This is a genomic window from Pseudoflavitalea rhizosphaerae, from assembly GCF_003991355.1.
Classification (GTDB): Bacteria; Bacteroidota; Bacteroidia; order Chitinophagales; family Chitinophagaceae; genus Pseudobacter; species Pseudobacter rhizosphaerae.
In genome coordinates this window covers 1-23,168 of record NZ_RCSU01000024.1, presented here as the reverse complement: position 1 = coordinate 23,168, position 23,168 = coordinate 1, and the positions used below count along the sequence as shown (strand labels likewise).

Genomic DNA, 23,168 nt, shown 5'->3' with positions numbered 1-23,168 from the left:
CTTATTTGCTGGTCATTTTGATAACAGGTACGATCATCTCCTCCAGGCTTACCCCGCCATGCTGAAAAGTATTGCGGTAGTAGTTCACGTAATAATTATAATTGTTCGGATAACAGAGATACAGGTCTTCCTTCGCAAAAATATACGATGAATTCACTGTAGGCACCGGCAGTCCGGCTTCTTTCGGGTCCCGGAAAGCCAGTACTTCCTTTTGCTCATAATGCAGGTTACGGCCGTGTTTATAGCGCAGGTTGGTAGTGGTTTGTTTGTCGCCGATCACTTTGGCGGGCGTTTTCACTTGTACGCTGCCGTGATCTGTTGCCAGCACCAGGTTGATCTTCTTATCGGCGATCTTCTTCAATGCCTGGTGCAATGGTGAATGCTCGAACCAGCTTTTGGTTACGGAGCGATAACTGATCTCGTCACCGGCAAGTTCTTTCAGCACTTCCATTTCAGTACGGGCATGGCTGAGCATATCCACGAAATTGTACACGATGATATTGAGATCGTTCCCCAGCAGGTTGTGTATATTGTTCACGAGGTCCTGCCCGGCTGAATTGTTCAGGATCTTGGTGTAAGAGAATTTGATATCCTCTCTTTTCGCTCTTTTCAAAAACCCTCTTACGAAATCTTCTTCATGCAGGTTCTTTCCTCCTTCATCATCATCATTCTTCCATTGCTGGGGATAATTCTTTTCTATATCGATAGGCAGCAATCCGCTGAAAATGGCATTGCGCGCGTATTGCGTGGCAGTGGGCAGGATGCTGTAGAAACTATCTTCCTCCAGTATCCTGAAGTTCTCTGCAAAGATTGGCTGGATGGCTTTCCATTGGTCGAAGCGAAGGTTATCGATCAGGATAAAAAAAGTAGGAATGCCTTTTTCAACATGTGGCAGCACTTTCCATTTCATGAGGGTGTGGCTCATCACAGGTCCTTCTACACTGCGCGGTCCTACCCATTTGGCATAGTTCTTCGAAATGAATTTGAAGAACTCGGTATTGGCTTCACTCTTTTGTGATTGCAATACTTCCTGCATCTCGGGGCTGTCGCTTTTTTCCATTTCAAGTTCCCAGTAAACGAGCTTGCGGTAGATCTCCATCCACTCGTTGTAATCGGGATTGCTGTTGAGCGCCATGAAAAGATTGCGGAATTGTTGCTGGTAAGCGAAAGTTGTTTTTTCCGCGACCAGTCTTTTATTGTCGATGATCTTTTTGAGGCTGAGCAACACCTGGTTTGGGTTCACGGGTTTGATCAGGTAATCCGTGATCTGGCTGCCGATGGCATCGTCCATCAGACCTTCGGTTTCATTCTTGGTGATCATCACCACAGGGATCTGCTGGTTCACTTCCTTGATCTTGGCCAGTGTTTCCAGGCCGGTAATGCCAGGCATTGTCTCGTCAAGCAAAACAACATCTACGTAGTTGTCTTTTACAAAGTCAACTGCATCAAAACCGTTGGTGAGTGCGCTTACTTCGTAACCTTTTCCTTCAAGAAAGAGGATCTGCGAACGTAAACTTTCTATTTCATCATCTACCCAGAGTATTTTTCCAATTGCCATGTAAAAGATTTAATGGTTTGATTCCAGCAAAATACCATATTATCACTGATAATCATTAATCCGTAGTTTTGCCGACTGTCTAATGGGGCAATTTTAACAAAATAGCAAGCAGCGAATGGCGCAACCAGTCAGAAAGATCATCAATGATCCCGTGTATGGCTTCATCACCATCGATCATCCTGTCATATTCCGGGTGATTGCACATCCATATTACCAGCGCCTGCGGCGCATTCATCAAATGGCTTTTGCGCACCTGGTGTACCCCGGCGCGGTGCATACCAGGTTGCATCATTCACTGGGAGCGTATCACCTCATGTGCAATGCGCTCCACGAGCTCCGGAACAAGGGTATCGAAATCAGTGCCGAAGAAGAACTGGGAGCCAAAGTAGCCATATTATTGCACGATGTGGGTCACGGCCCTTTTTCACATGCTTTGGAAAACGTGCTGATCAAGGGAGTGAAGCATGAAGATATCTCGCTCCGCATTATCCGTATCCTCAACAAGGAGATGGATGGTCAGCTTGATCTCGCCATTTCCATCTTCACCAATCAATATCATAAACCATTCCTGTACCAGCTCATTTCCGGTCAACTGGATGTTGACAGGATGGATTACCTGAGCCGCGACAGTTTCTTTACCGGCGTGTCTGAAGGAGTGATCGGCTACGATCGCATCCTTAAAATGCTTACGGTGCATGAAGGGGAGTTGATGGTGGAAGAGAAAGGTATCTTCTCCATTGAAAAATTCCTGGTGGCCCGCCGTCTCATGTACTGGCAGGTGTATTTGCACAAAGCCGTACTGAGTGCGGAAAAGATGCTGGTGAAAGTGCTGGAACGCGCCCGGGAGCTGATCCTCAGGGGAGAAACTGTACCGGGGGCATCTGCAGCGCTTGACCTGTTTTTGCAATCAAGGGAAGCAGAAACCCCGATAGATAAATACCTTACCGAATTCTGTTTGCTGGACGATTTCGATGTGATGGCCAGTATCAAGAACTGGATGTTCCATCCCGATCCTGTACTGTCAACCCTTTGCGAAGGGCTGATCGACCGTCGTTTATTAAAAGTTAAATTGCAGGCTGAACCTTTCGATCAGCAGTGGATTACAGAACAGCGGAACAGGATTTGCCAGTTGAAAGGTATACGGGAGGACGATTGTCATTATCTTCTTTTCACCGGCGAAGCCGTCAATACAACTTATAACCCGGTGGAAGAAAAGATCAATATCCTTTTCAAAGACGGATCGGTGAAAGATATATCGCAGGTAGACAATGCTCTGATCAGCCAGACGCTATCCAGCCCTGTGAAAAAATATTACATTTGTTACCTGAAGTAAATCAACATTACCAGTACCTTGCAAAATCCCTTATAAAAGCTCAACAACCATGCAATTCACCGCAGCACAAATAGCCATGATCATCAATGGGAAAGTAGAAGGCGATCCCAATGCCGCTGTAGGTTCTTTCGGAAAGATCGAAGAAGCCAAAGCCGGTCAGCTTGCCTTTCTTGCCAACCCTAAATATGAAGACTTCCTCTATTCAACCGAAGCATCGATCATCATCATCAGCGCGTCACAGGAACTAAAGGAACCAGTGAAAGGCACCCTGATCCGCGTGGAAGATGCGTATACTGCATTCGCCACATTATTGACAAAGTACCAGGAAGTGATGACGCAACAAATGGTGGGTACCCAGGACCCGGTGTACGTAGCGTCTTCCGCCAAACTTGGTGAGAATATTTTTCTCGGTGCTTTCTGCTATATCGGAGAAGGTGTAGTGCTCGGCAATAACGTAAAGATTTTTCCCAACGCTTATATCGGTAATAAAGTCACTATCGGTGACAACAGTATCGTTCATCCCGGTGTGAAGATCTATCACGATTGTGTGATCGGAAAGAACGTAACCATCCATGCGGGTACTGTTCTCGGCAGTGATGGATTCGGCTTTGCACCACAACCCGATGGCAGTTTCAAGAAAGTGCCGCAGATCGGCAATGTGATTGTGGAAGATTTCGTGGAGATCGGCGCCAATGCCACTATCGACCGCGCCACTATGGGATCCACCATTATCAGGTCAGGCGCCAAGCTAGACAACCTGATCCAGATCGCGCACAATGTAGAAGTAGGTAACAATACTGTGATTGCAGCACAGGCCGGCGTGAGCGGAAGCACCAAGCTAGGCAACAATGTAATGATCGGTGGACAGGCCGGCATTGTTGGACATATTACTATCGCAGACGGCGCCCGCATCAATGCGCAAAGCGGCGTCAGCAAATCCATCAAAACAAATAATGCAGCGGTAACAGGATCACCTGCTTTCGATTATACAAGCGCGTTGCGTTCACAGGCCGTGAGCCGTAATCTCCCTGAGCTGGAGAAGAGGATCAAGGAACTCGAAAAACTCGTACAGCAATTACTGGCTGAAAAAGTGTAAAAATTCCGGGCTTTACCATAAAATTCTTTCGGGGCTGACTAAAAAGTGCGGAANCTGGCAGTCGCTCGCCTCCGGCGAGTGACTTCTATTTGTTCGCCTCCGGCGAACACCGCGTCGCCGGAGGCGACTAAACAAAACTCACTCGCCGGAGGCGAGCGAGTGGGCACAGCGAAATGAAATGTAATAGCCTTTTTAGTCAGCCCCTTTTGTTGGAAATGGTCAAAATCGCCTGTCGGCGTCATATTATTTTTTCTTTCATGCTGCAAATCGCGCTCAATATCCCTTTCGTACTTTTTAAATATTTTTCTAATTACATGAAACTCACTGCTATAGCGGGATTCCCCACCAATCAGCCCTTTCCTGATGCCAACAAGTAAAATATCAATGCAACTTAGGGAGCTGGTTAGACGTTGATATGTATCTTTGCGCATCTAAAAAAATTGAATGGACGCGAACTTCAATCCTGACAAGCAGCATACTCTCGGATCGGCGATCAGTATTTCAGGCACGGGCCTGCATACCGGCTCTAAAGTTGACATGACCCTGAAACCCGCTAATCCGGGCTTTGGTTTCCAGTTTCAACGTGTAGACCTGCCAGGCCAACCGGTGATCAAAGCCGACTGCGACCTGGTGACCGATACTTCAAGAGGAACCACCCTGGAAGACAATGGCGCAAAAGTGAGCACCGTGGAGCATATCCTGGCTGCGCTTGTAGGTATGGGAGTAGACAACTGCCTGATTGAACTCAACGGTCCTGAGATCCCCATCATGGACGGAAGCTCCGCTCCTTTTGTTGAGATCATCGAAAAAGCAGGCGTACTGGAACAGGATGCAGCCAAACAATGGTATTTCATTGACCAGAACATTTCCCACTACGACGAAAAGAAGAGAGTGGAAATGACTGCTCTTCCTGCTACTGAATACAAGATCACCACCCTCATCGACTTCAACAGCCCCGTACTGGGAACCCAGCACGCCGGCCTGAAGCATATGGGTGAATTCAAATCCGAGATATCTTCCTGCCGCACATTCGTGTTCCTGCACGAACTGGAAATGCTGCTGGAACATAATCTCATCAAAGGCGGAGACATCAACAATGCCATCGTGGTAGTGGATAAACCTGTTACCGAAGATGAGATGGAAAGACTGGCAAAAGCTTTCGGCAGAAAAAAGATGGAAGTGAAAAGCGAAGGTTATCTCAACAACCTCGAGCTCCGTTTTCCGAATGAGCCTGCCCGTCATAAACTGCTGGATGTAGTGGGCGATCTGGCCCTGATCGGTTATCCCATCAAGGCGCATATTATCGCTAACAGGCCGGGACATAGCACCAATGTTGACTTTGCCAGGGTGATCAAGCAATACATTAAAAAGAACAAACAACTGAAGAATATACCGGTGTATGATCCCAATCAACCCCCGGTTTATTCATTGCCGCAAATAGAAAAAACACTTCCTCACCGCCACCCTTTCCTGCTGGTGGATAAGATCATTGAATTATCTGACAAGCAGATCGTTGGCGTGAAGAATGTTACTTACGACGAATGGTTCTTCAAAGGCCATTTTCCCAATAACCCGGTAATGCCTGGAGTATTGCAGGTGGAAGCTCTCGCGCAGTGCGGTGGCATCCTTGCTATCAATGCAATGCCCCCGGGTGAATACGATACTTATTTTATCAAGATCGAGAACTGCAAATTCAAACAGAAGGTTGTTCCCGGTGATACGATGATCCTGAAAATGGAATTGCTGGCGCCCATCCGAAGAGGTATTTGTGAAATGAGAGGCACGGTATATGTAGGTAATAAGGTCGCCACCGAAGGTGATTTGATGGCGCAATTGGTAAAACGCGGTTAAAAACATATCCCGCACGTATACTAAGAATAAAAAAGTTCGTTTGTATATAAGTTATATTTTTGCGGGTCGGCTTGAAATCCGACTTTAACTCTTTTAGCTGATCAATTGAGTATCAAACGCCAAACTTTAAAGCAAGACCCTGTTAGTGGTTTACATAACCAAAACCCCAACGGGGATGGGGCTGAATTCAATACCATGAACCCTCTTCCTGTAACTACACTTAAGAACGTAAATCAAATGATCCATCCGCATACGTACATTCATCCCAATGCAAAGCTGGCCACTAACGTAAAAGTTGATCCTTTCACCGTGATCCATCAGAACGTTGAGATCGGCGAAGGCACCTGGATAGGCAGTAATGTAACTATCATGGAGGGCGCCCGCATTGGAAAGAATTGCCGGATTTTCCCCGGCGCCGTAATCGCGGCTATTCCCCAGGATCTGAAATTTGGCGGCGAAGATACACTTGTAGAGATCGGCGATAATACCACTATCCGCGAGTTCGTAACCATCAACCGCGGCACCAACGACAGAGGTAAGACCAGGGTCGGCAGCAACTGCCTGATCATGGCCTATAGCCATATTGCACACGACTGTATGATCGGCAACAATTGCATCATGAGCAACAACACCCAGATTGCGGGCCACGTTGAAATGGGCGATTGGGCTATCCTCGGCGGCATGTGCGCAGTTCACCAGTTCGTAAAGATCGGCGCACACTCCTTTGTGAGCGGCGGTTCACTGGTAGGTAAAGACATCCCCCCCTTCATCAAGGCAGGCCGTCAACCCCTCAGCTATTCCGGCGTTAACTCCGTTGGTCTCAAGCGCAGAGGCTTCACCGTTGACAAGATCAACCACCTGCTCGATATCTATCGCATCATCTATAACAAAGGCATGAACACTTCCCAGGCACTTGAATTCCTGGAAGAAGAATTCCCTGCCACCGACGAGCGCGACGAGATCGTAACCTTCATTCGCGAAAGCGGACGCGGTATCATTAAACGCTGGTCAAAAAATAGCGTTGATGAAGATATCGCTGACTAATGCAGGCAAGCGCTTCAACCGCGAATGGATCTTCCGTAAAGTAGATTACCAGTTTATTGAAGGCAACTCATATGCCATCACCGGACCAAACGGTTCAGGGAAAAGCACTTTATTGCAAGCCATCGGAGGCGCAATTGCTCTCTCCGAAGGAGAAGCCAGCTATACTATCGAAGCCTACAACGCACACACTACGCAGAACAATCCTTCTACACATTCACGTCAGGTAGAGGCAGATCACGCTTTCCGTCAGATCGCCATTGCAGCCCCCTACCTGGAGCTCATCGAAGAAATGAGCGTTACCGAATTCCTGCATTTCCACCAGCAATTCAAACCCTTCCTTTCTCAAATCACCATTCCGCAGATCATCGAAACGGTCGGCCTTACCAAAGCCGCTCACAAACAGATCCGCTTCTACAGCTCCGGTATGAAACAACGTGTGAAACTGGCCCAGGCTATTTTCTCCGATGTATCCTGCCTGCTGCTGGATGAACCCTGCACCAACCTTGATGCTGAAGGCATCGCACTCTACCAGCACCTCATCAGCGCCTACGGCGGGGGGAGGCTCATCATCGTTAGTTCCAATGATCCGCAGGAATACAGCTTTTGTGAGAGCAGGATCAGTATTTTGGATTATAAGTCTTAGCTTTTTTGTGAGTCGCAAAGGGGTATGAACGCCGGCTGGAAAACAAACCAGCGCATTGGGATATATTGAGCCGTGGGTAGTTTGGGTTGGGCTGTAGTAGGTGGGCCGGACTGTTGAGCTTTTGTTTTCAAGGCCGGACTTTTCATACCACCTTTGCTCCTTGTACCGGAAGATGCTACAACTAAAATTCAAAATACTGATAGGGAACACAAGACTATTTTGCGGATCATTCAAACTACAATGATGAGCGAAAAGGGAAAATGGGAAAAACATCGAAGCCCCCGATGAAATACAACAACTTTTTCTGTTGATTCAAGAGAATGATGATGCAGGATATCTGAATGGCACAACTGAATAAGTTTAACCTCTCAATGCCGAACATACGAAGGCAGATCCTAGGCAAATCATTAGAAATGCAGCCGAATGCAATGAGCACTTCCCGATCAATTCATAATAAGCAGAAGGTATGATCAGCAACAGAGATAATCAGAAATTAAGTATGAAAGAACTCAAAGCGCGATCTCCAAATGAAAGGCGCCAAAAGGCTATTTGTCCGATGGCAGCATTAGAAATGGATTCAGCGTCTCTTCAATCAACTCACGCATTTGCCGATCATAAAATACAGCCTGCTGCACACCCGGAGCCATAGCAGCGAATGGTTCTAAAAACGAGGGCCTTGAAAACATAAGCGAAGAAGTCCGGCTTAGCACCACAGCCCAATCTCTCCTATCCATAGCTCAAATGGTATCCTCCCGGGCCGGATTGTTTTCCAGCCCGCGTTTTCAGAACCTTCGCAGCTAATTAACGCTGAGAAGCGATCAGCAAATTCAGATCCGTATACTTCAGATCAAATCGCTGACTGAGATGAAAATTTGTGAGTGCGCCTTTGAAGATGTAGATCCCGCTACGAAGATGCACTTTGTGCCATACGAGGTTTTCAAATCCGCCTTCTTCCCCTGCTTCGAGGAGCAACGGCATCAGTACATTGCTGATGGCCTGGGAAGCGGTACGGGCAAAGCCTGAGGGAATGTTCGGCACACAATAATGGATCACGCCGTATTTCATGAAGATGGGATGTTCATGACTGGTGATCTCGGAAGTTTCGAAGCAGCCGCCGCGGTCGATACTAACGTCTATGATCACACTGCCGGGGCGCATATTGCTGACCATTTCTTCGGTAACAACAACAGGTGTGCGGCCGGTGGTGGAGGCGAGCGCGCCTACAGCCACTTCGCAGGTTTTGAGCTGCTTGGCCAGGATGCGTGGCTCTATAACGGAGGTCCACATGCGCTGACCAATATTGTTCTGTAACCTTTTCAGACGGTATACGCTACTGTCGAACACTTTCACGGATGCTCCGAGTGCGAGGGCTGCGCGGGCGGCAAATTCGCCTACGATGCCGGCTCCGAGAATGATCACCTTGGTGGGAGGAATACCGGAGATACCTCCGAGCAGTACGCCTTTCCCGTGATTGGCCGAACTAAGATACTGGCCGGCTATCAGCATCACGGCGCTTCCCGCAATCTCACTCATACTGCGGACGATGGGAAGACTATCACTATCATCTTTCAGATTCTCGAAAGAGATGGCGGTAATGCGTTTGTCCATCATCTTTTGCAGCAACTCCGCTTTCATAGCGGAGAGATGAATGGGGGAGATGATAACCTGGTTGAACTGGAGGTAGGGTATATCTTCTTCCACTACCGGAGCGCTCTTGACGAGGATGGGCGCTTTGAATACTTCTGCCTTGTCGTACACAATACGGGCGCCCGCTTCGGTATAATCACGGTCGCGGAAATGCGCCGCTTCACCGGCATTGTGTTCGATCACTACATCATGGCCATTACTGATCAGCACGCCTACCGCATCGGGAGTGAGTGCTATCCGGTTTTCCTGGAAAGCGGTTTCTTTCGGAATACCAATATGCAATTGAGCCCCTTTGGGTTTAATATCTAGCTTTTCTTCAAGTGTTTCGTAACTGAAAGAGGTGCTGATGATCGGTCGTTGCTGAGACATGAATGTTTTTTGATTGGCAGCTATATCAAATATACTTATTTCTCATCTATCTGAAGGAAGCGGGTACTGGGATCAGTTACGGAAATATACACGGACAGGGTATTTTCGGGAAAGATCCCCTCCGCCCTTTCCGGCCATTCCACCAGGCAGATATTGCCGGAATACAGGCAATCCTCTACGCCGGCCCTGATAGCCTCCTCTTCGTCCTTCAGCCTGTACAGGTCGATATGATAGAGCTGACCGCCGGGGTAGGCATACTCGTTGATAATGGAAAACGTTGGGCTTCCCACGGTACTGGTCACTTCCTTCACATCGCACAGGGCATGAACAAATGTAGTTTTCCCGGCTCCCATTGGGCCATGAAAGGCGAAAACCTTACGGTCGCCAGCTGCTTCCCACAGTTTGCGGGCCGCTTCATGAATGGTATCCAGGGTAAATGATACTTGCATAAAACGCAAATATACCGTGAATTTGCAACCGTGCAGCGATATTATTGGTTATCATATAAGGGCCTTCCCGGCACTCTTCGGTAAATTTGCATACCCCTTTATCAATTTAAATGGCAAAGCAATGGAAACAGTGAATTGGAAAGTAGATGGGATGGACTGCTCGAACTGCGTATTGACGATCCGCCAGTTCCTCGAAAAAAAAGGATTGCAGGATGTAAAAGTGAACCTGGCAGGTGGAGACGTGAGCTTCACCATCAATGGGCAAAATAAAAAAGATGAGATCCTCAAAGGCATCGAATCACTCGGCTACTTGGTAGACGCCGGCGATGCACAACTCAATACAAAAAAGAAGAAGTTCCTCAAAAACCATAAAGAAAGATTTCTTTTCTGTATCATCTTTACACTCCCCCTGCTACTGCATATGTTCGACCGGTGGGTCCATATCCACTGGCTGATGAACCCCTGGATACAAATGGCCCTGGCCACCCCTGTATTCATAGTCGGAATGGACTTCTTCGGCAAGAGCGCCATCAAGAGCATCCGAAATGGAATGCCCAATATGAATGTGCTCATCGCCATCGGCGCAACTGCTGCATATGTGTACAGCCTGGCAGGAGCACTGCTCGGACTCGGGGAAGGATACCTTTTCTTTGAAACAGCCGCATCGGTGGTTACACTGGTGTTCCTAGGCAACTGGATGGAAGACGCCAGCATTCAGAGCACACAAAGATCCCTCAACAAACTGGCCCGCTCGCAGAAAGTGATGGCCAATATGATCGCTTACGATGATCAGCACCAGGAACATGTTTTCCCCGTAGAGAATACCACCCTCCGCGTGGGCGATATCCTCCTGATCAAAAATGGCGAACAGGTGCCGGCCGATTGCAAGATCCTCTGGGGCGATGCTACCGTGAACGAAAGCATCATCACCGGCGAGAGCATGCCCATCGTCAAAAAACCAAAAGAACATCTTATTGGCGGCAGCCTGCTGGTAGACGGAACAGTGAAAGCCTATGTGACTGCAGAAGCCAAAAACTCAGTCCTCTCCAATATTATCGACCTGGTAAAACGCGCACAGGGAGAGAAACCGCCCGTTCAGCAAATGGCCGATAAGATCAGCGCCGTCTTTGTGCCCATTGTACTGGGAATTGCCGCCCTGACGCTTATCGCCAACTGGATCATCCTGCAGGATTTCACGGCCTCGCTTATGCGAAGCATTGCAGTTTTGGTGATCGCCTGCCCCTGCGCCATGGGACTGGCTACGCCAGCCGCCATTGCAGTTGGACTGGGACGCGCTGCGCGTAGCGGCGTTCTCTTCCGCAATGCCAAAAGCCTGGAACTGTTCCGCAATATCCAACAAGTGGTTTTCGATAAAACAGGAACACTCACCACCGGCGATTTCAATATCGCAGCCTTCCAAAACAATAATGGCAGCGATGAAGACTTCAAACAGATCGTCTTCTCACTCGAAAAATATTCCAACCACCCCATCGCACAATGTATCGCCAGGGAATGGAAACAAAGCCAGCCGGTCCGCTGGGAGAAAATAGAAGAAATGAAAGGGCTCGGTATGAAAGGCGTCACCAAAGAAGGAGATACCTGGCAGGCCGGCTCCTTCAAAATTGCACAGGGGCTCACCAACGATGCCACTCACAATGTGTACATCCTCAAAAACGACGAACTGGTGGGTTGGATCGATGTGAAAGACGAGGTCCGTCCGGAAGCCATGACCATCGTGCAATACCTTCGTCATAAAAATATCCGCACCATCCTGCTCAGTGGCGACCGCTACGATAAATGCCAACAGCTGGCGGACTTCCTCGGCATCGATGAAGTGATAGCAGAACAAACACCGCAGGAAAAACTCGGTGTGGTGGAACACCTCACCCTCAAAGGCCCTACAGCCATGGTGGGCGATGGCATCAACGATGCTCCGGCCCTCGCGAAAGCCACAGTAGGTATTTCACTCAGCGATGCATCACAGGTAGCTATGCAGACTGCTGATGTGGTGCTGATGGACAATGGCATCAAAAACCTGCCGCTCTCGCTCGGATTGGGAAGACATACGTATATGACTATCCGCCAGAACCTGTTCTGGGCCTTCGCTTACAATATTGTTGCGATACCCGTGGCCGCTTTTGGCCTGCTCACCCCTACCTTTGGAGCATTGGTGATGGGATTGAGCGATGTGGTGCTCGCTATCAATTCCGGTCGCCTTTTCGTAAAGAAGGTGGTGTAATCATTATGGCCTATATCCATTCATTACTGAAAGAATATTTTAAGTACGATGCCTTCCGCCCCATGCAGGAAGATATCATCAATGCCGTGCTCGACCGCGAAGACACACTGGCCATCCTCCCCACCGGTGGCGGAAAATCATTGTGCTTCCAGATCCCCGCACTCGCGCAGGATGGACTTTGCCTCGTGATCAGCCCACTCATCGCTTTGATGAAAGACCAGGTGGAGAACCTCCGTAAGAAAGGGATCACCGCCTATGCTATCGATTCAGGCATGACGCGCAAAGACGTGATCAATATCCTGAAAGTAGCCACCGAAAGCAATTGCAAATTCTTATACGTATCTCCGGAAAGGCTGGAAACGCCGCTCTTCCGCGAATACCTGCCAGGTCTCGACCTCTGCCTCATTGCTGTGGATGAGGCACATTGTATCTCACAATGGGGGTATGATTTTCGTCCTTCTTATCTGAAGATCGCCGCGCTGCGCGATGAGGTAGGTGATGTGCCCATCCTCGCACTAACGGCTTCGGCTACCCCGGAAGTACAGGAAGATATCTGCGATAAGCTCGATTTCACCGGCAGGAAAATATTCAGAACCTCCTTTGCCAGGCCCAACCTGAGCTACAGCGTTTTCAATGTAGACAGCAAGCTCAGTAAGCTCCGTGAGATCCTGGAAAAAGTTCCGGGCAGCAGCATCGTTTATTGCCGAAGCCGCAAACGCACCAAACAGATAAGCGACCAGCTCAATGTATATGGCATCCAGGCCGATTGCTACCATGCAGGCCTCACCCGCGAGGAACGCAACCGCCGCCAGGAAGCCTGGATCCGCAACGAGGTCCGAACCATCGTTTGCACCAATGCCTTCGGCATGGGGATCGATAAACCGGATGTAAGGCTGGTGGTGCATGCCGATCCTCCCGACTGCATGGAAAACTACTACCAGGAAGCAGGCCGCGCAGGCCGCGACGGGAAAAAATCATACGCCGTACTGCTTTATGATCATACTGATCCCGAAGAGCTGCGCGCCTTGCCAGGCATCCGTTTCCCAGAGTCGGAAGACATCAAAAAGATCTATACCGATGTAATGAATTATATCCAGGTGCCCAACGGACTGGGAGGCGGGACATATCATGATTTCGAGCTGAACGATCTCATCGCCAAATTCCATCCTGAACCTCGTCTCGCCACATACGCGCTGAAAGCGATGGAACAGGAAGGATGGATGAATTACAACGAACAGGTTTTCATTCCCGCCTCTGTTGGATTCATCACAAATAAAGACTGGCTCTATGATTTTGAGGAAATGCATGCAGACCTGGAGCCACTGATCAAAACACTGTTACGCACATACGAAGGGATTTTTGATCAGCCGGTTCCCGTCTCGGAAAAGAATATTGCCTACCTCATGCGCAGCGATGTGGAAACAGTAAAGCAACAACTCCGCAAACTGCATGGCTATGCGATCATCGAATACAAGCCACAGAAAGATACGCCGCAACTCTATCTCCGCCTCAATCGCGTGAGAACGGAAGAGCTGCGCATAGATATGGTCCAATTCAATAAAAGGAAAAAACTTTTTGAAGCCCGCCTCAGTATATTACTCCGTTACATCGAAGAAAGAAAACAATGCCGCAGTCAGCAGATTGCTCAATACTTTGGAGACAAAGAAGCAGGCGTTTGTGGTGTTTGCGATATTTGCCTCGATAAACAAAAACAACCACTGACCGCAGAAGAGCTATCACAAATCCACCAGCAGATCCGTGTAGTGATCAAACAGGGTTCCAGCACGCCGGAACAGCTGATGGCGGCATTGCCAGGCATCCAGAAACATAAGCTCCGCGAAGCAATCGCCTTTCTCCAGTCTGAGGAAATGATAAATGTGAACGATAAAGGAGAGATCAGTGACCGGTCTTAGAACCAGCCACTGCTTTTCTTTTTGGTACTTCTTCCTCCCAGGCCGAGTGCGCCCAGCAGGGTCCTTGTTAATGTATTGGCAACAGTTCTGCCTACCTGGCGGCCGACGGAGCTGTCCATCATTTTTTCCAATGTAGATTTTTCCTCTTTTACAGTTTTTTTCTTTGAGGCTTTCTCTTCCGCTTCTGCTTCAGATCTCTTTGCAGCTTCTTCGATCTTGGCATTGAGGATCTCGTAAGCGCTTTCCGTATCCTCTGTTTCAGCGTATTTCTTTACCAGTTTGGATCTGGTGACGATGCTGTCTATTTCGGTATCACTCAGTACATCCATCCGGCTGCGGGGAGGCACCAGCATGGTATGCACCAAAGGTGTGGGGATACCTTTTTCGTTCAGCATTGTTACCAGTGCTTCGCCAATACCAAGCTGTGTTAGCAGGTCTTCCGTTTTATAGAATTCCGTTTCAGGATAGTTCTGCGCTGCCTGCCTGATGGTCTTGCGATCGGCAGCAGTGAAGGCGCGCAGGGCGTGTTGTACTTTCAGACCGAGCTGGCTCAGTACGCTTGCCGGCACGTCCTGCGGATTTTGTGTACAGAAGAAAATACCCACGCCTTTTGAACGGATCAGTTTGATCACCGTCTCGATCTGTTGCAGCAGCGCTTCGGTAGCTTCCTGGAATACCAGGTGGGCCTCATCGATGAACATCACCATTTTGGGTTTGTCCAGGTCTCCGGCTTCCGGTAGTGTGGCATAGAGCTCGGCCAGCATCTGCAGCATGAAAGTGCTGAAGAGCTTCGGGCGGTTCTGCATATCCGTTACACGGAGGATGCTGATCATACCGCGGCCATCATCGCCGATGCGCATGAGGTCGTCTACTTCAAAGGAAGGTTCTCCAAAGAAGATATCGGCGCCCTGTTGTTGCAGTTCAATCACCTTGCGCAGGATAGTGCCTGTGCTGGTGGTAGCGATCTTGCCATAATCCTTTTCAATATCGGCCTTGCCTTCATTGCTGACGTACTGCAGCACTTTGGTGAAATCTTTCAGGTCCAGCAAAGGCATTTTATTATCGTCGCAATATTTGAAGATCATGGCCACGAGGCCCTGTTGTGTATCGTTGAGATCGAGGATCTTGCTGAGGAGGATTGGACCGAATTCGGTAACGGTAGCCCGGAGGCGAACTCCTTTCTCGTTACTGAGCGTCATCAGTTCCACCGGGTAACCTGATGGCGTGTATGTTCCGCCAATCTTCACCATGCGATCTGTGATCCTGGGGTTTTCCGCGCCAGGCTGTGCAATGCCGCTGAGATCTCCCTTGATATCCATTAGTAAAACAGGGACGCTGGCATCAGAGAGGCCTTCGGCCAGCACCTGGAGCGTTTTCGTTTTACCGGTACCGGTAGCCCCGGCAATAAGACCGTGACGGTTCATGGTCTTGAGCGGTAAGAGAATATCTGAACCTGTGAGCACATTGCCATCCAGCATGGCGGCGCCGATACGGAAGGATTCACCCTTGAAAGAATAACCATCTTTTATCAACTGAACGAAAGCAGTCTGGTCAGCCATAATCAAATTTTGAAGTGGGGAAGGTACTGAAAATGAGCGGAATCAGATACGGTTCGTTTATTGTAACTTTATAAAGGAACATCGGTGGGTCCCGTTTATTTCCAAACGGATGCAGCGATTATTCTGTTCAAAGAGTCAGCCCATAAACAGTACAAACCATATCAACTCATTCCCATGAAACCGCGTGTGCTATTGGCAATCATGGCCCTTGTGATAACCCTGGGCAGTAACTGTAAAAAGAGTAGTGATGATAAAGAACCCTTTAATTTGGCCAATACCGAATGGCGTGGAGAGGGCAGGATGCATGAACGGGATTTCAACCCACTGACTGTACTGTTCAAAGAGAACCATGAAGTGGAAGTGATCTTTATTCCCGTGGATGCCCCTGGCGATAAGTTCACATTCTATGGCACCTGGGGTAAGGCTGATGATTCGGATGCAGTGGAATTCAAATTCGAGAAAGGACTGGAAACAGTTACCTCCACTGCCACACTCACAGAAAATAATACAAAAATGGACAATGGCATATTTAAGGTCAGCAGCGATGAACACAACGATGCCGGCAGTTTCAAGATCAGTAAACAGTAACAATATTGGGAGCTGACTAAAAGCTTATTACATTTCATTTCGCTGTGCCCACTCGCTCGCCTCCCGGCGAGTGAGTTTTATTTAGTCGCCTCTGGCGACGCGGTGTTCGCCGGAGGCGAACAAATACAAGTCACTCGCCGGGAGGCGGGCGACTGCCAGCTCTCCGCCCTTTTTAGTCGGCCCCTCCATCTTCTTACAGGTCCTCTTCTCTTTCCAGCATCAGGATGGCGCTTTGTGGAACGATATAGTACTTTTCATTTTCGTACAACACTTCGGTTGCCCCACTCAGTAAAAAGATGGCCAGATCGCCTTCCTTTGCCTGCAGGGGCACATATCGTACCTTGTCTTCCGTACCCTTCCAGGCCTCATCTTCCACGGGCATGGGAATGGCATAACCAGGGCCCGTTTTGATCACATAACCCTGTTGCACTTTTTCTTTTTCCTGAACACCCGGAGGCAGGTACAATCCACTGGCGGTGCGCTCATCCGGCTTTGCCGGGCGAATCAATACCCGGTCTCCGATCACTATCAGTTTTTTGAACGTATTCTCTGTTGTAAGTCTCATTACCTGGATTAAAAGACAAAATTAGGAAAAGGAGAAACATTAATAATTAACAAAATATTACACGGCACTTGCCGGAACTGGTAAATGATTTAATTTTATTTACATCTACGAAACTAAATCTACCAACAATGGAAGGAAAGAAACCGAAAATCTTGTTATGTGAAGACGATACGAACCTGGGAAGTGTGTTGAAGAACTATCTTGAACTGAACGATTTCGATGTAACCCTTGAAAGGGACGGGCGCCTCGGGCTGGCTGCCTTCCAGCGTGAAAAGTTCGATCTCTGCCTGCTGGATATCATGATGCCGCATATGGATGGCTTTACACTCGCAGAAGAGATCCGTGATGTAGACCCCGATATTCCCCTCTTCTTCCTCAGCGCCAAAACAATGAAAGAAGATATCATCCAGGGATACAAACTTGGTGCGGATGATTATATCACCAAACCATTCGACAGCGAAGTACTCCTCCTGAAAATAAAGGCCATCCTTAAACGCAATGAGGAAGTGACCAAAGAACAGGAGAACAAGGAATACGATCTCGCCAGCTATCATTTCAATCCCAAACTTCGCGAGCTCAGCCATGCCGGCAAAACACAAACGCTTTCTCCCAAAGAGAATGAACTGCTCAAAATGCTGGCCGAACATATGAACGACCTGCTCCCCCGCGAACAGGCGCTCAAAAAGATATGGGGCAGCGATACTTACTTCAATGGCCGCAGTATGGACGTGTACATCGCCAAGCTGAGGAAATATTTGAAAGAAGATGAGACCATCGAAATCGTGAATATCCACGGTAACGGATTCAGACTGGTAGTGCCTGTTGCATAAACAGCATTCCGCATATAACAGTAAGGGCTGACCGATTAGTGTCAGCCCTTTTACATTATCGGGGAGCAGTCGCTCGCCTCCGGCGAGTGACGGGTATTTGTTCGCCTCCGGCGAACGCTGTGTCGCCGGAGGCGACAGAATAATAGTCACTCGCCGGAGGCGAGCGACTGCTCCCCGATAATGTAATTTGATTAGAACAGCGATTGTGCTCCTCCGGCCCTGGGGTCCTTACCCAAATGCTCATACGCTTTTGGTGTAGCTTCGCGGCCGCGCGGTGTGCGTTTGATGAAACCTTCCTGGATGAGGAACGGCTCGTACACTTCTTCCAATGTACCTGTTTCTTCACCAACTGCTGTGGCAATGGTGGTGATGCCTACAGGTCCTCCCTTGAACTTCTCTATGATGGTATTGAGAATGCGGTTGTCCATTTCGTCAAGCCCGTGTTCATCCACGTTCAATGCTTTTAATGCATGCTGCGTGATGCCGAGATCGATCACACCATTGCCGAGCACCTGCGCAAAGTCGCGAACACGGCGAAGCAATCCATTGGCAATACGCGGCGTGCCGCGGCTTCTCCGTGCTATTTCAGCAGCGGCATCGGAAGTGATCTTTGTAGTGAGTATTCCCGAGGAACGCAGCACGATCTGTTTCAGCGTATCTGCATGGTAATATTCCAGTCTTGATTTGATCCCGAACCTGCTCAGTAGCGGTGCAGTGAGCAACCCGCTGCGCGTGGTGGCGCCGATCAGTGTGAAAGGGTTCAGGTTGATCTGGATACTGCGGGCATTGGGGCCACTGTCGATCATGATATCCAGCCTGTAATCTTCCATCGCGGCATAAAGATATTCTTCCACTACAGTGCTCAGGCGATGGATCTCATCGATGAACAACACATCGTGCGGCTCCAGGTTGGTGAGCAATCCAGCCAGGTCTCCCGGTTTCTCGATCACCGGACCGGATGTTTCCTTGATCTGCACACCCAGCTCATTAGCCACAATACGGCTCAGCGTGGTTTTACCAAGACCGGGAGGCCCGTGAAAGAGAATATGGTCCAATGCCTCTCCACGCATCTTCGCCGCTTTGATAAAGATCTTCAGGTTTTCGATGATCTGGCCCTGCCCCGCAAAATCGATGATCTCCCGGGGCCGGATATTGTTCTCAAACTCCTTGTCGGCAGCACTCTGCGAATTCTTATCAGTATTTAAGTTTGGATTGGACATTTCTTTATGCAACTTTGTAAATCTACACAAAAGTAAGGCAGTAATACCATGCATATCCATTTTATACAACACGTACCTTTCGAATCTCCCGGATATATCCTGGAATGGGCGCAGGACAAGGGTTTCAACACCAGCTTCAGCAGAATGTATGAGAACGATCCATTCCCTCCCATTGCTTCGATCGACTGGCTGGTGGTAATGGGCGGCCCGATGGGCGTTCACGATGAAGCGGCATATTCATGGATGGCCGGAGAAAAAAGATATATCCGCAGCGCTATCGATGCCGGCAAAAAACTGCTCGGTATCTGTTTGGGTTCACAGCTTATCGCGGATGTACTCGGCGCACGCGTGTATAAAAATGATCAGGAAGAGATCGGCTGGTGGCCACTCCAAACCATCGACACCAAACATCCACTCACGAAAAATTTCCCCGCAACGTTCAACGTATTCCACTGGCATGGAGATACATTCGACCTTCCTGCCGGCGCCACTTTACTTTTTTCCACCGAAGCCTGCAGGAACCAGGGCTACCTGGTAGGCACAAAGATCGCCGCATTGCAATTCCATATGGAAGTGAATGAATCACTGGTTGCTCAGATGATGCAACACGGAAAATCAGAATTGAAGGAAGCACCTTTTATCCAGGAAGAGACCAGTATCTTTTTGAACACGCTGAGTATGGTGCCAGACACACAGTTACTGCTGAGCAGGTTCCTGGAAGCATTTGCGAAATTGTAAACTAACTGACAGTAATATTCCAGCCTATAATACTGAAGACAAGGCGAAAGCAAGTTTCTCATTCGCCAATGCTGACGGATGGCCGTCATCCGGAAGGATATGCTGTGGATCATTCAGATCCATCACTGAAGACACTTTAATGATACGCAGGTTTGTAAGCCCATCCAGCTTCTTTTTGAAATCAGCCATCAGCTGCTCATCGATCATATTATCATTCCATTGATTACCTCCCCAATCCAGTAATAGGAACTGACCGCCGCTTCTTTCAGCAATCTCCACCATAGTTCTTATCATCATAAAACAACGGTCAAAATCTTTTTGCTGCAAATTATCTACCCTTCGCCTGGTATCCACATTGGAAAGCATCTTACGTAAAAAGCTGAAAGTACCCAGCCCCGACAGGTAATGGATATATTTTGGGTTGTGCTTTTCTACATTCATTAGTAAAGAACCTGAATGAATGAGCGAATCAGCATGGATCTTGAAAAATGGCCCCGCAGCACTCCAATCGTACACACCGTTGGCGCGTAAGATATGATCATAAATAAAAGAATAAACAAATACCCTGTTGGTATTAGGCACATCAGCAAACTTCTTACGGAACAATTGGTAAACCTGGTTGGTTCCATATCCCTGAATGCCTAAATTGACCGTATTGCTCAGCGTATGCTGACCTGTCTTATAGGCCATACAGGCAGTATCATCCAGCCCAACGCCAAAGGTTACACTACATCCCAGGAAAACGATCTCCCGGGCGGAGTCTGGATGCTGAAAACCAATCCTGTGATTGAAATCTATACGGGGTTGCGTTGAATCTGCAATTACGCTGTAAGTCTTTACAAACACTGTATCGTTGCCGTCCATCTTGATGGCAATTGAATTTCCGGCTTTTTTAATGATATACCCCAGCGAGCTGTCCTGCTTGAAGTAATCAGCCAGATCGCCTGTAAAATACTTATGCTTTTGAATGAACAAACGGTAGACAAATTCCGTAACGGAAAGCATCAGAATAGTGGTTGTAATAAGCAGAACAAAGTTCCGCAGCTTTTTTCTGTCTTTTGCTACAAGCAGTACAGCAATCAATAAAATATTGACTATGATAAGGCCGATAGTCCTTTTGTCCATTCCAGCGCTTTCAGCAAAATAAAGCCTTATCCCCGGTATTTCATAACCTCCACTCTCAGCCTTTCCGCAGACTGATTGCAGCAGATTTAACAAATCAATATTTGTACATACAAATAAAAGATTTATCTTTGCATAGTCGAACTGAATAGTTAGTTTGGCACCTGGTATGAAAACCTCAGAAAGCAAATTCAGACAGTGTTTTTATTTCGCTTCCGGCGCACTGGCCCGCATCGTTGAGAAGATGGCCAGTGATGTATGGAAGAAAGTAGACCTGAGCCCCAGCCACGCTTATGTGCTGCTGCTGGTGCTGGATGAGCCGGGTATGCAGCCAGGTTCCATTGCAGGTCAGCTTCACCTGACACCCTCTACCATCACGCGTTTGCTGGAAAAACTGGAAAGCAAAAAGCTGGTAGTCCGTACTTCTGAAGGAAAGCTCACCAATGTGTATCCCACTCCCAGGGCCAAAGAACTTCAACCTCAGCTGATCGCCTGCGCTGAAGAATTCAGTCAGCATTATTACAAGATCCTGGGTAAGGAAGAATGCGATACACTTATCGATTCCATTACAAAAATGGCCGACCAACTCGATAAGTAATTTTTTTTATTTCATTATTTGTATATACAATTATAAAAAACGCAATCAATTATCAACCGCTTAAATCAAAAGAAATGAAATACGTTATTACCGGCGCTTCAGGTCATATTTCCAAACCCATCGTACTGCAATTATTGAATGAAGGCCATGATGTGACCGTGATCGGCCGTTCCGCGGCTAACCTGCAGGAGCTTACCACCAAAGGCGCCAAAGCAGCGATCGGTTCCCTGGATAATGCTTCATTTTTGTCGGAGACTTTCAAGGGAGCAGATGCAGTTTACCTGATGACCCCACCCAATTACAGTTCACCAAGCATCAAGGAATATATTGCTGCTGTAGGAAAAAATTATGTTGTAGCTCTGAAAGCGTCAGGCGTTCGGTATGCAGTTGTACTGAGCAGTATCGGAGCGCATTTATCTTCCGGTGTTGGACCTGTTGATGGCATCCATCGCCTGGAACAGGAACTGAACCAACTGGAAAACGTGAAGATTCTTTATCTCCGTCCTGCCTATTTCTACTACAATCTTTTTTCTAACCTGGAACTGATCAGGCATCAGCACATTATCGGCAGCAATTTCACTGCTGGTACCGGTAGGTTCCCACTGGTTCATACATCCGATATTGCAGCAGCAGCTGCGGAAGCTTTGCTGAAACTGGATTTCAAAGGTCATTCCGTAAAATATGTGGTGAGTGATGAAGTAAGTACGGATCAGATTGCGGCCACCATCGGCAAAGCCATTGGCAAACCGGAACTTCCCTGGGTGAAATTCACGGATGAACAGGCATTGCAGGGCATGCAACAGGCAGGCTTAGGCGAAGATATCTCCAATAACTATGTTGAAATGGGCAATGCCATCGATTCCGGTCTGATGTCTGAAGATTATTTTCAAAATGGTAAGGGCACCATCGGAAAAGTGAAGCTGGCCGACTTTGCGCAGGAGTTTGCAGCAGTATACAACGCAGCCACCCCCGCTTAAGAAAATAAAATTACTTTCACCTCTTAATCCGCATAATATGATCACTACTAACAGGAATGTACTCGACAGGAAATACCTGGATAATGCAATGGATTATCCCGGTTATCGAAAACTGGTGGATGAGCTGTTGCTGGAAGGAAAAGTGACAGGGCCTCAACAATCTGAATCCCTGGCGCATTACACCAAGCTGAATGTGCAACGTATGCAGCGAATCGACAAAACAGTCCAATTGTTGCCTGAGGTTTCCGAAACATTGCGCGCTATCAGTAAACCACAAACATGGCTGGTGATCACGGAAGGCTGGTGCGGCGATGCTGCACAGATCTTGCCGGTGCTCAATGCCATGGCTGGCGAGAATCCGCTGGTCCAACTCAAACTGGTACTGCGCGATGAAAATACAGAACTGATAGATCAATACCTTACAGACGGCACCAGCCGCAGTATCCCCAAACTGGTGGTACTGGATACAGAAACACTGGAAGAAAAATTCAACTGGGGACCAAGACCAGCGCCTTTACAGGAATTGTATAAAAAGATGAGGACCGAAGGAATGGATTATGTTGCTATAGCCCAGGAATTGCACGCATGGTATGCGAAGGACAAAACTATACATACACAGAAAGAGATCTTGAAAAGACTGATAGAATCTTAGTATAGTTCCCTGCCTAAACCAGGCAAATGCTTTTAGTCGGTGAGCAGTCGCTCGCCTCCCGGCGAGTGACTCTTAATAGTTCGCCTCCGGCGAACCAACCGGGTGTGGCGCCTGATTGGTCGCCGGAGGCGACAAAATACTTGTCACTCGCCGGGCAATGTCATTAAGTTAAGGGAG

The 23,168-nt window shown here is 48.2% G+C and carries 20 protein-coding genes; 13 read left to right on the top strand and 7 right to left on the bottom strand.

Going from position 1 to position 23,168, the window contains the following annotated elements; all coding sequences use genetic code 11:
* Position 1 precedes the first annotated feature (1 nt).
* Positions 2-1,558, bottom strand: coding sequence for a T9SS response regulator signal transducer PorX (gene porX, locus D9Y29_RS26095; protein ID WP_127133198.1), 1,557 nt, complete (start codon positions 1,556-1,558; stop codon positions 2-4).
* A 115-nt stretch (positions 1,559-1,673) separates the two neighbouring features.
* Between porX and D9Y29_RS26090 the strand changes: the two genes are divergently transcribed.
* From D9Y29_RS26090 to D9Y29_RS26065, 5 genes are all read left to right on the top strand, one after another.
* On the top strand, positions 1,674-2,891 hold the full coding sequence (locus D9Y29_RS26090; protein ID WP_127133197.1) for an HD domain-containing protein: 1,218 nt from the start codon (positions 1,674-1,676) through the stop codon (positions 2,889-2,891).
* Positions 2,892-2,940: 49 nt separating this feature from the next.
* On the top strand, positions 2,941-3,987 hold the full coding sequence (gene lpxD / locus D9Y29_RS26085; protein WP_127133196.1) for a UDP-3-O-(3-hydroxymyristoyl)glucosamine N-acyltransferase: 1,047 nt from the start codon (positions 2,941-2,943) through the stop codon (positions 3,985-3,987).
* Between the two features lie 444 nt (positions 3,988-4,431).
* Positions 4,432-5,838 (top strand): bifunctional UDP-3-O-[3-hydroxymyristoyl] N-acetylglucosamine deacetylase/3-hydroxyacyl-ACP dehydratase, encoded by a 1,407-nt coding sequence (locus tag D9Y29_RS26075; protein WP_127133194.1) that lies wholly within the window; start codon positions 4,432-4,434, stop codon positions 5,836-5,838.
* Positions 5,839-5,943: 105 nt separating this feature from the next.
* The gene (gene lpxA / locus D9Y29_RS26070; RefSeq protein WP_241238053.1) at positions 5,944-6,882 is read left to right on the top strand and encodes an acyl-ACP--UDP-N-acetylglucosamine O-acyltransferase; all 939 of its coding nucleotides are present in this window, start codon (positions 5,944-5,946) and stop codon (positions 6,880-6,882) included.
* Complete coding sequence (locus D9Y29_RS26065) at positions 6,863-7,525, top strand: ABC transporter ATP-binding protein (RefSeq protein ID WP_127133193.1); 663 nt, start codon at positions 6,863-6,865, stop codon at positions 7,523-7,525. Before lpxA ends, D9Y29_RS26065 begins: the two co-directional genes overlap by 20 nt.
* Positions 7,526-8,326: 801 nt before the next feature.
* Here D9Y29_RS26065 and D9Y29_RS26060 read toward each other — a convergent pair.
* Positions 8,327-9,541: an alanine dehydrogenase gene (locus tag D9Y29_RS26060; protein ID WP_127133192.1), complete on the bottom strand. Its 1,215-nt coding sequence runs from the start codon at positions 9,539-9,541 to the stop codon at positions 8,327-8,329.
* 35 nt (positions 9,542-9,576) lie between these two features.
* Entirely contained in the window at positions 9,577-9,990 is a 414-nt protein-coding gene (gene tsaE / locus D9Y29_RS26055; RefSeq protein WP_127133191.1) for a tRNA (adenosine(37)-N6)-threonylcarbamoyltransferase complex ATPase subunit type 1 TsaE, read from the bottom strand.
* A gap of 121 nt (positions 9,991-10,111) precedes the next feature.
* On the opposite strand from tsaE, the gene D9Y29_RS26050 reads away from it, so the two are divergent.
* Positions 10,112-12,229 (top strand): heavy metal translocating P-type ATPase, encoded by a 2,118-nt coding sequence (locus tag D9Y29_RS26050; RefSeq protein ID WP_127133190.1) that lies wholly within the window; start codon positions 10,112-10,114, stop codon positions 12,227-12,229.
* A gap of 5 nt (positions 12,230-12,234) precedes the next feature.
* Positions 12,235-14,142 (top strand): RecQ family ATP-dependent DNA helicase, encoded by a 1,908-nt coding sequence (locus D9Y29_RS26045; RefSeq protein WP_127133189.1) that lies wholly within the window; start codon positions 12,235-12,237, stop codon positions 14,140-14,142.
* On the opposite strand, the gene D9Y29_RS26040 is transcribed toward D9Y29_RS26045, so the two are convergent.
* Positions 14,139-15,701 carry a helicase HerA-like domain-containing protein gene (locus D9Y29_RS26040; RefSeq protein WP_127133188.1) on the bottom strand — a complete coding sequence of 521 codons (1,563 nt, stop codon included), beginning with the start codon at positions 15,699-15,701 and terminating at the stop codon, positions 14,139-14,141. The genes D9Y29_RS26045 and D9Y29_RS26040 overlap by 4 nt on opposite strands.
* 201 nt (positions 15,702-15,902) lie before the next feature.
* On the opposite strand from D9Y29_RS26040, the gene D9Y29_RS26035 reads away from it, so the two are divergent.
* Positions 15,903-16,289, top strand: coding sequence for a hypothetical protein (locus D9Y29_RS26035; RefSeq protein WP_127133187.1), 387 nt, complete (start codon positions 15,903-15,905; stop codon positions 16,287-16,289).
* Between the two features lie 193 nt (positions 16,290-16,482).
* On the opposite strand, the gene D9Y29_RS26030 is transcribed toward D9Y29_RS26035, so the two are convergent.
* Positions 16,483-16,854 (bottom strand): co-chaperone GroES, encoded by a 372-nt coding sequence (locus D9Y29_RS26030; RefSeq protein ID WP_127133186.1) that lies wholly within the window; start codon positions 16,852-16,854, stop codon positions 16,483-16,485.
* Positions 16,855-16,982: 128 nt separating this feature from the next.
* Between D9Y29_RS26030 and D9Y29_RS26025 the strand changes: the two genes are divergently transcribed.
* A complete protein-coding gene (locus D9Y29_RS26025; RefSeq protein ID WP_127133185.1) occupies positions 16,983-17,684 on the top strand; it encodes a response regulator transcription factor in 702 nt (233 codons plus the stop codon).
* A gap of 191 nt (positions 17,685-17,875) precedes the next feature.
* Here D9Y29_RS26025 and ruvB read toward each other — a convergent pair whose 3' ends face one another.
* Positions 17,876-18,904: a Holliday junction branch migration DNA helicase RuvB gene (gene ruvB, locus D9Y29_RS26020; protein WP_127133184.1), complete on the bottom strand. Its 1,029-nt coding sequence runs from the start codon at positions 18,902-18,904 to the stop codon at positions 17,876-17,878.
* A 48-nt stretch (positions 18,905-18,952) separates the two neighbouring features.
* Here ruvB and D9Y29_RS26015 point away from each other — a divergent pair, with 48 nt between their 5' ends.
* Positions 18,953-19,642 carry a type 1 glutamine amidotransferase gene (locus D9Y29_RS26015; protein WP_127133183.1) on the top strand — a complete coding sequence of 230 codons (690 nt, stop codon included), beginning with the start codon at positions 18,953-18,955 and terminating at the stop codon, positions 19,640-19,642.
* Positions 19,643-19,666: 24 nt separating this feature from the next.
* Here the strand turns inward: D9Y29_RS26015 and D9Y29_RS26010 are convergent, their stop codons facing one another.
* On the bottom strand, positions 19,667-20,767 hold the full coding sequence (locus D9Y29_RS26010) for a hypothetical protein (protein WP_127133182.1): 1,101 nt from the start codon (positions 20,765-20,767) through the stop codon (positions 19,667-19,669).
* A gap of 166 nt (positions 20,768-20,933) precedes the next feature.
* Between D9Y29_RS26010 and D9Y29_RS26005 the strand changes: the two genes are divergently transcribed.
* The 3 genes from D9Y29_RS26005 to D9Y29_RS25995 all read left to right on the top strand — a co-directional run bounded on the left by D9Y29_RS26005 (position 20,934) and on the right by D9Y29_RS25995 (position 22,991).
* Positions 20,934-21,362 carry a MarR family winged helix-turn-helix transcriptional regulator gene (locus tag D9Y29_RS26005; protein ID WP_127133181.1) on the top strand — a complete coding sequence of 143 codons (429 nt, stop codon included), beginning with the start codon at positions 20,934-20,936 and terminating at the stop codon, positions 21,360-21,362.
* A 74-nt stretch (positions 21,363-21,436) separates the two neighbouring features.
* Positions 21,437-22,339, top strand: coding sequence for an NAD(P)H-binding protein (locus tag D9Y29_RS26000; RefSeq protein WP_127133180.1), 903 nt, complete (start codon positions 21,437-21,439; stop codon positions 22,337-22,339).
* Between the two features lie 37 nt (positions 22,340-22,376).
* Complete coding sequence (locus tag D9Y29_RS25995; protein WP_127133179.1) at positions 22,377-22,991, top strand: thioredoxin family protein; 615 nt, start codon at positions 22,377-22,379, stop codon at positions 22,989-22,991.
* The last annotated feature ends 177 nt before the right edge of the window (positions 22,992-23,168 follow it).

Excerpts from the sequence above, each read along its gene's own strand:
- D9Y29_RS26045 (WP_127133189.1), top strand. The coding sequence starts at position 12,235 with ATGGCCTATATCCATTCATTACTGAAAGAATATTTTAAGTACGATGCC.
- porX (WP_127133198.1), bottom strand. The coding sequence starts at position 1,558 with ATGGCAATTGGAAAAATACTCTGGGTAGATGATGAAATAGAAAGTTTA.
- D9Y29_RS26040 (WP_127133188.1), bottom strand. The coding sequence starts at position 15,701 with ATGGCTGACCAGACTGCTTTCGTTCAGTTGATAAAAGATGGTTATTCT.
- ruvB (WP_127133184.1), bottom strand. The coding sequence starts at position 18,904 with ATGTCCAATCCAAACTTAAATACTGATAAGAATTCGCAGAGTGCTGCC.
- D9Y29_RS26075 (WP_127133194.1), top strand. The coding sequence starts at position 4,432 with ATGGACGCGAACTTCAATCCTGACAAGCAGCATACTCTCGGATCGGCG.
- D9Y29_RS26000 (WP_127133180.1), top strand. The coding sequence starts at position 21,437 with ATGAAATACGTTATTACCGGCGCTTCAGGTCATATTTCCAAACCCATC.
- D9Y29_RS26065 (WP_127133193.1), top strand. The coding sequence starts at position 6,863 with ATGAAGATATCGCTGACTAATGCAGGCAAGCGCTTCAACCGCGAATGG.
- D9Y29_RS25995 (WP_127133179.1), top strand. The coding sequence starts at position 22,377 with ATGATCACTACTAACAGGAATGTACTCGACAGGAAATACCTGGATAAT.
- D9Y29_RS26005 (WP_127133181.1), top strand. The coding sequence starts at position 20,934 with ATGAAAACCTCAGAAAGCAAATTCAGACAGTGTTTTTATTTCGCTTCC.
- tsaE (WP_127133191.1), bottom strand. The coding sequence starts at position 9,990 with ATGCAAGTATCATTTACCCTGGATACCATTCATGAAGCGGCCCGCAAA.
- lpxD (WP_127133196.1), top strand. The coding sequence starts at position 2,941 with ATGCAATTCACCGCAGCACAAATAGCCATGATCATCAATGGGAAAGTA.
- D9Y29_RS26010 (WP_127133182.1), bottom strand. The coding sequence starts at position 20,767 with ATGGACAAAAGGACTATCGGCCTTATCATAGTCAATATTTTATTGATT.
- D9Y29_RS26015 (WP_127133183.1), top strand. The coding sequence starts at position 18,953 with ATGCATATCCATTTTATACAACACGTACCTTTCGAATCTCCCGGATAT.
- D9Y29_RS26030 (WP_127133186.1), bottom strand. The coding sequence starts at position 16,854 with ATGAGACTTACAACAGAGAATACGTTCAAAAAACTGATAGTGATCGGA.
- D9Y29_RS26060 (WP_127133192.1), bottom strand. The coding sequence starts at position 9,541 with ATGTCTCAGCAACGACCGATCATCAGCACCTCTTTCAGTTACGAAACA.
- D9Y29_RS26090 (WP_127133197.1), top strand. The coding sequence starts at position 1,674 with ATGGCGCAACCAGTCAGAAAGATCATCAATGATCCCGTGTATGGCTTC.
- D9Y29_RS26050 (WP_127133190.1), top strand. The coding sequence starts at position 10,112 with ATGGAAACAGTGAATTGGAAAGTAGATGGGATGGACTGCTCGAACTGC.
- D9Y29_RS26035 (WP_127133187.1), top strand. The coding sequence starts at position 15,903 with ATGGCCCTTGTGATAACCCTGGGCAGTAACTGTAAAAAGAGTAGTGAT.
- D9Y29_RS26025 (WP_127133185.1), top strand. The coding sequence starts at position 16,983 with ATGGAAGGAAAGAAACCGAAAATCTTGTTATGTGAAGACGATACGAAC.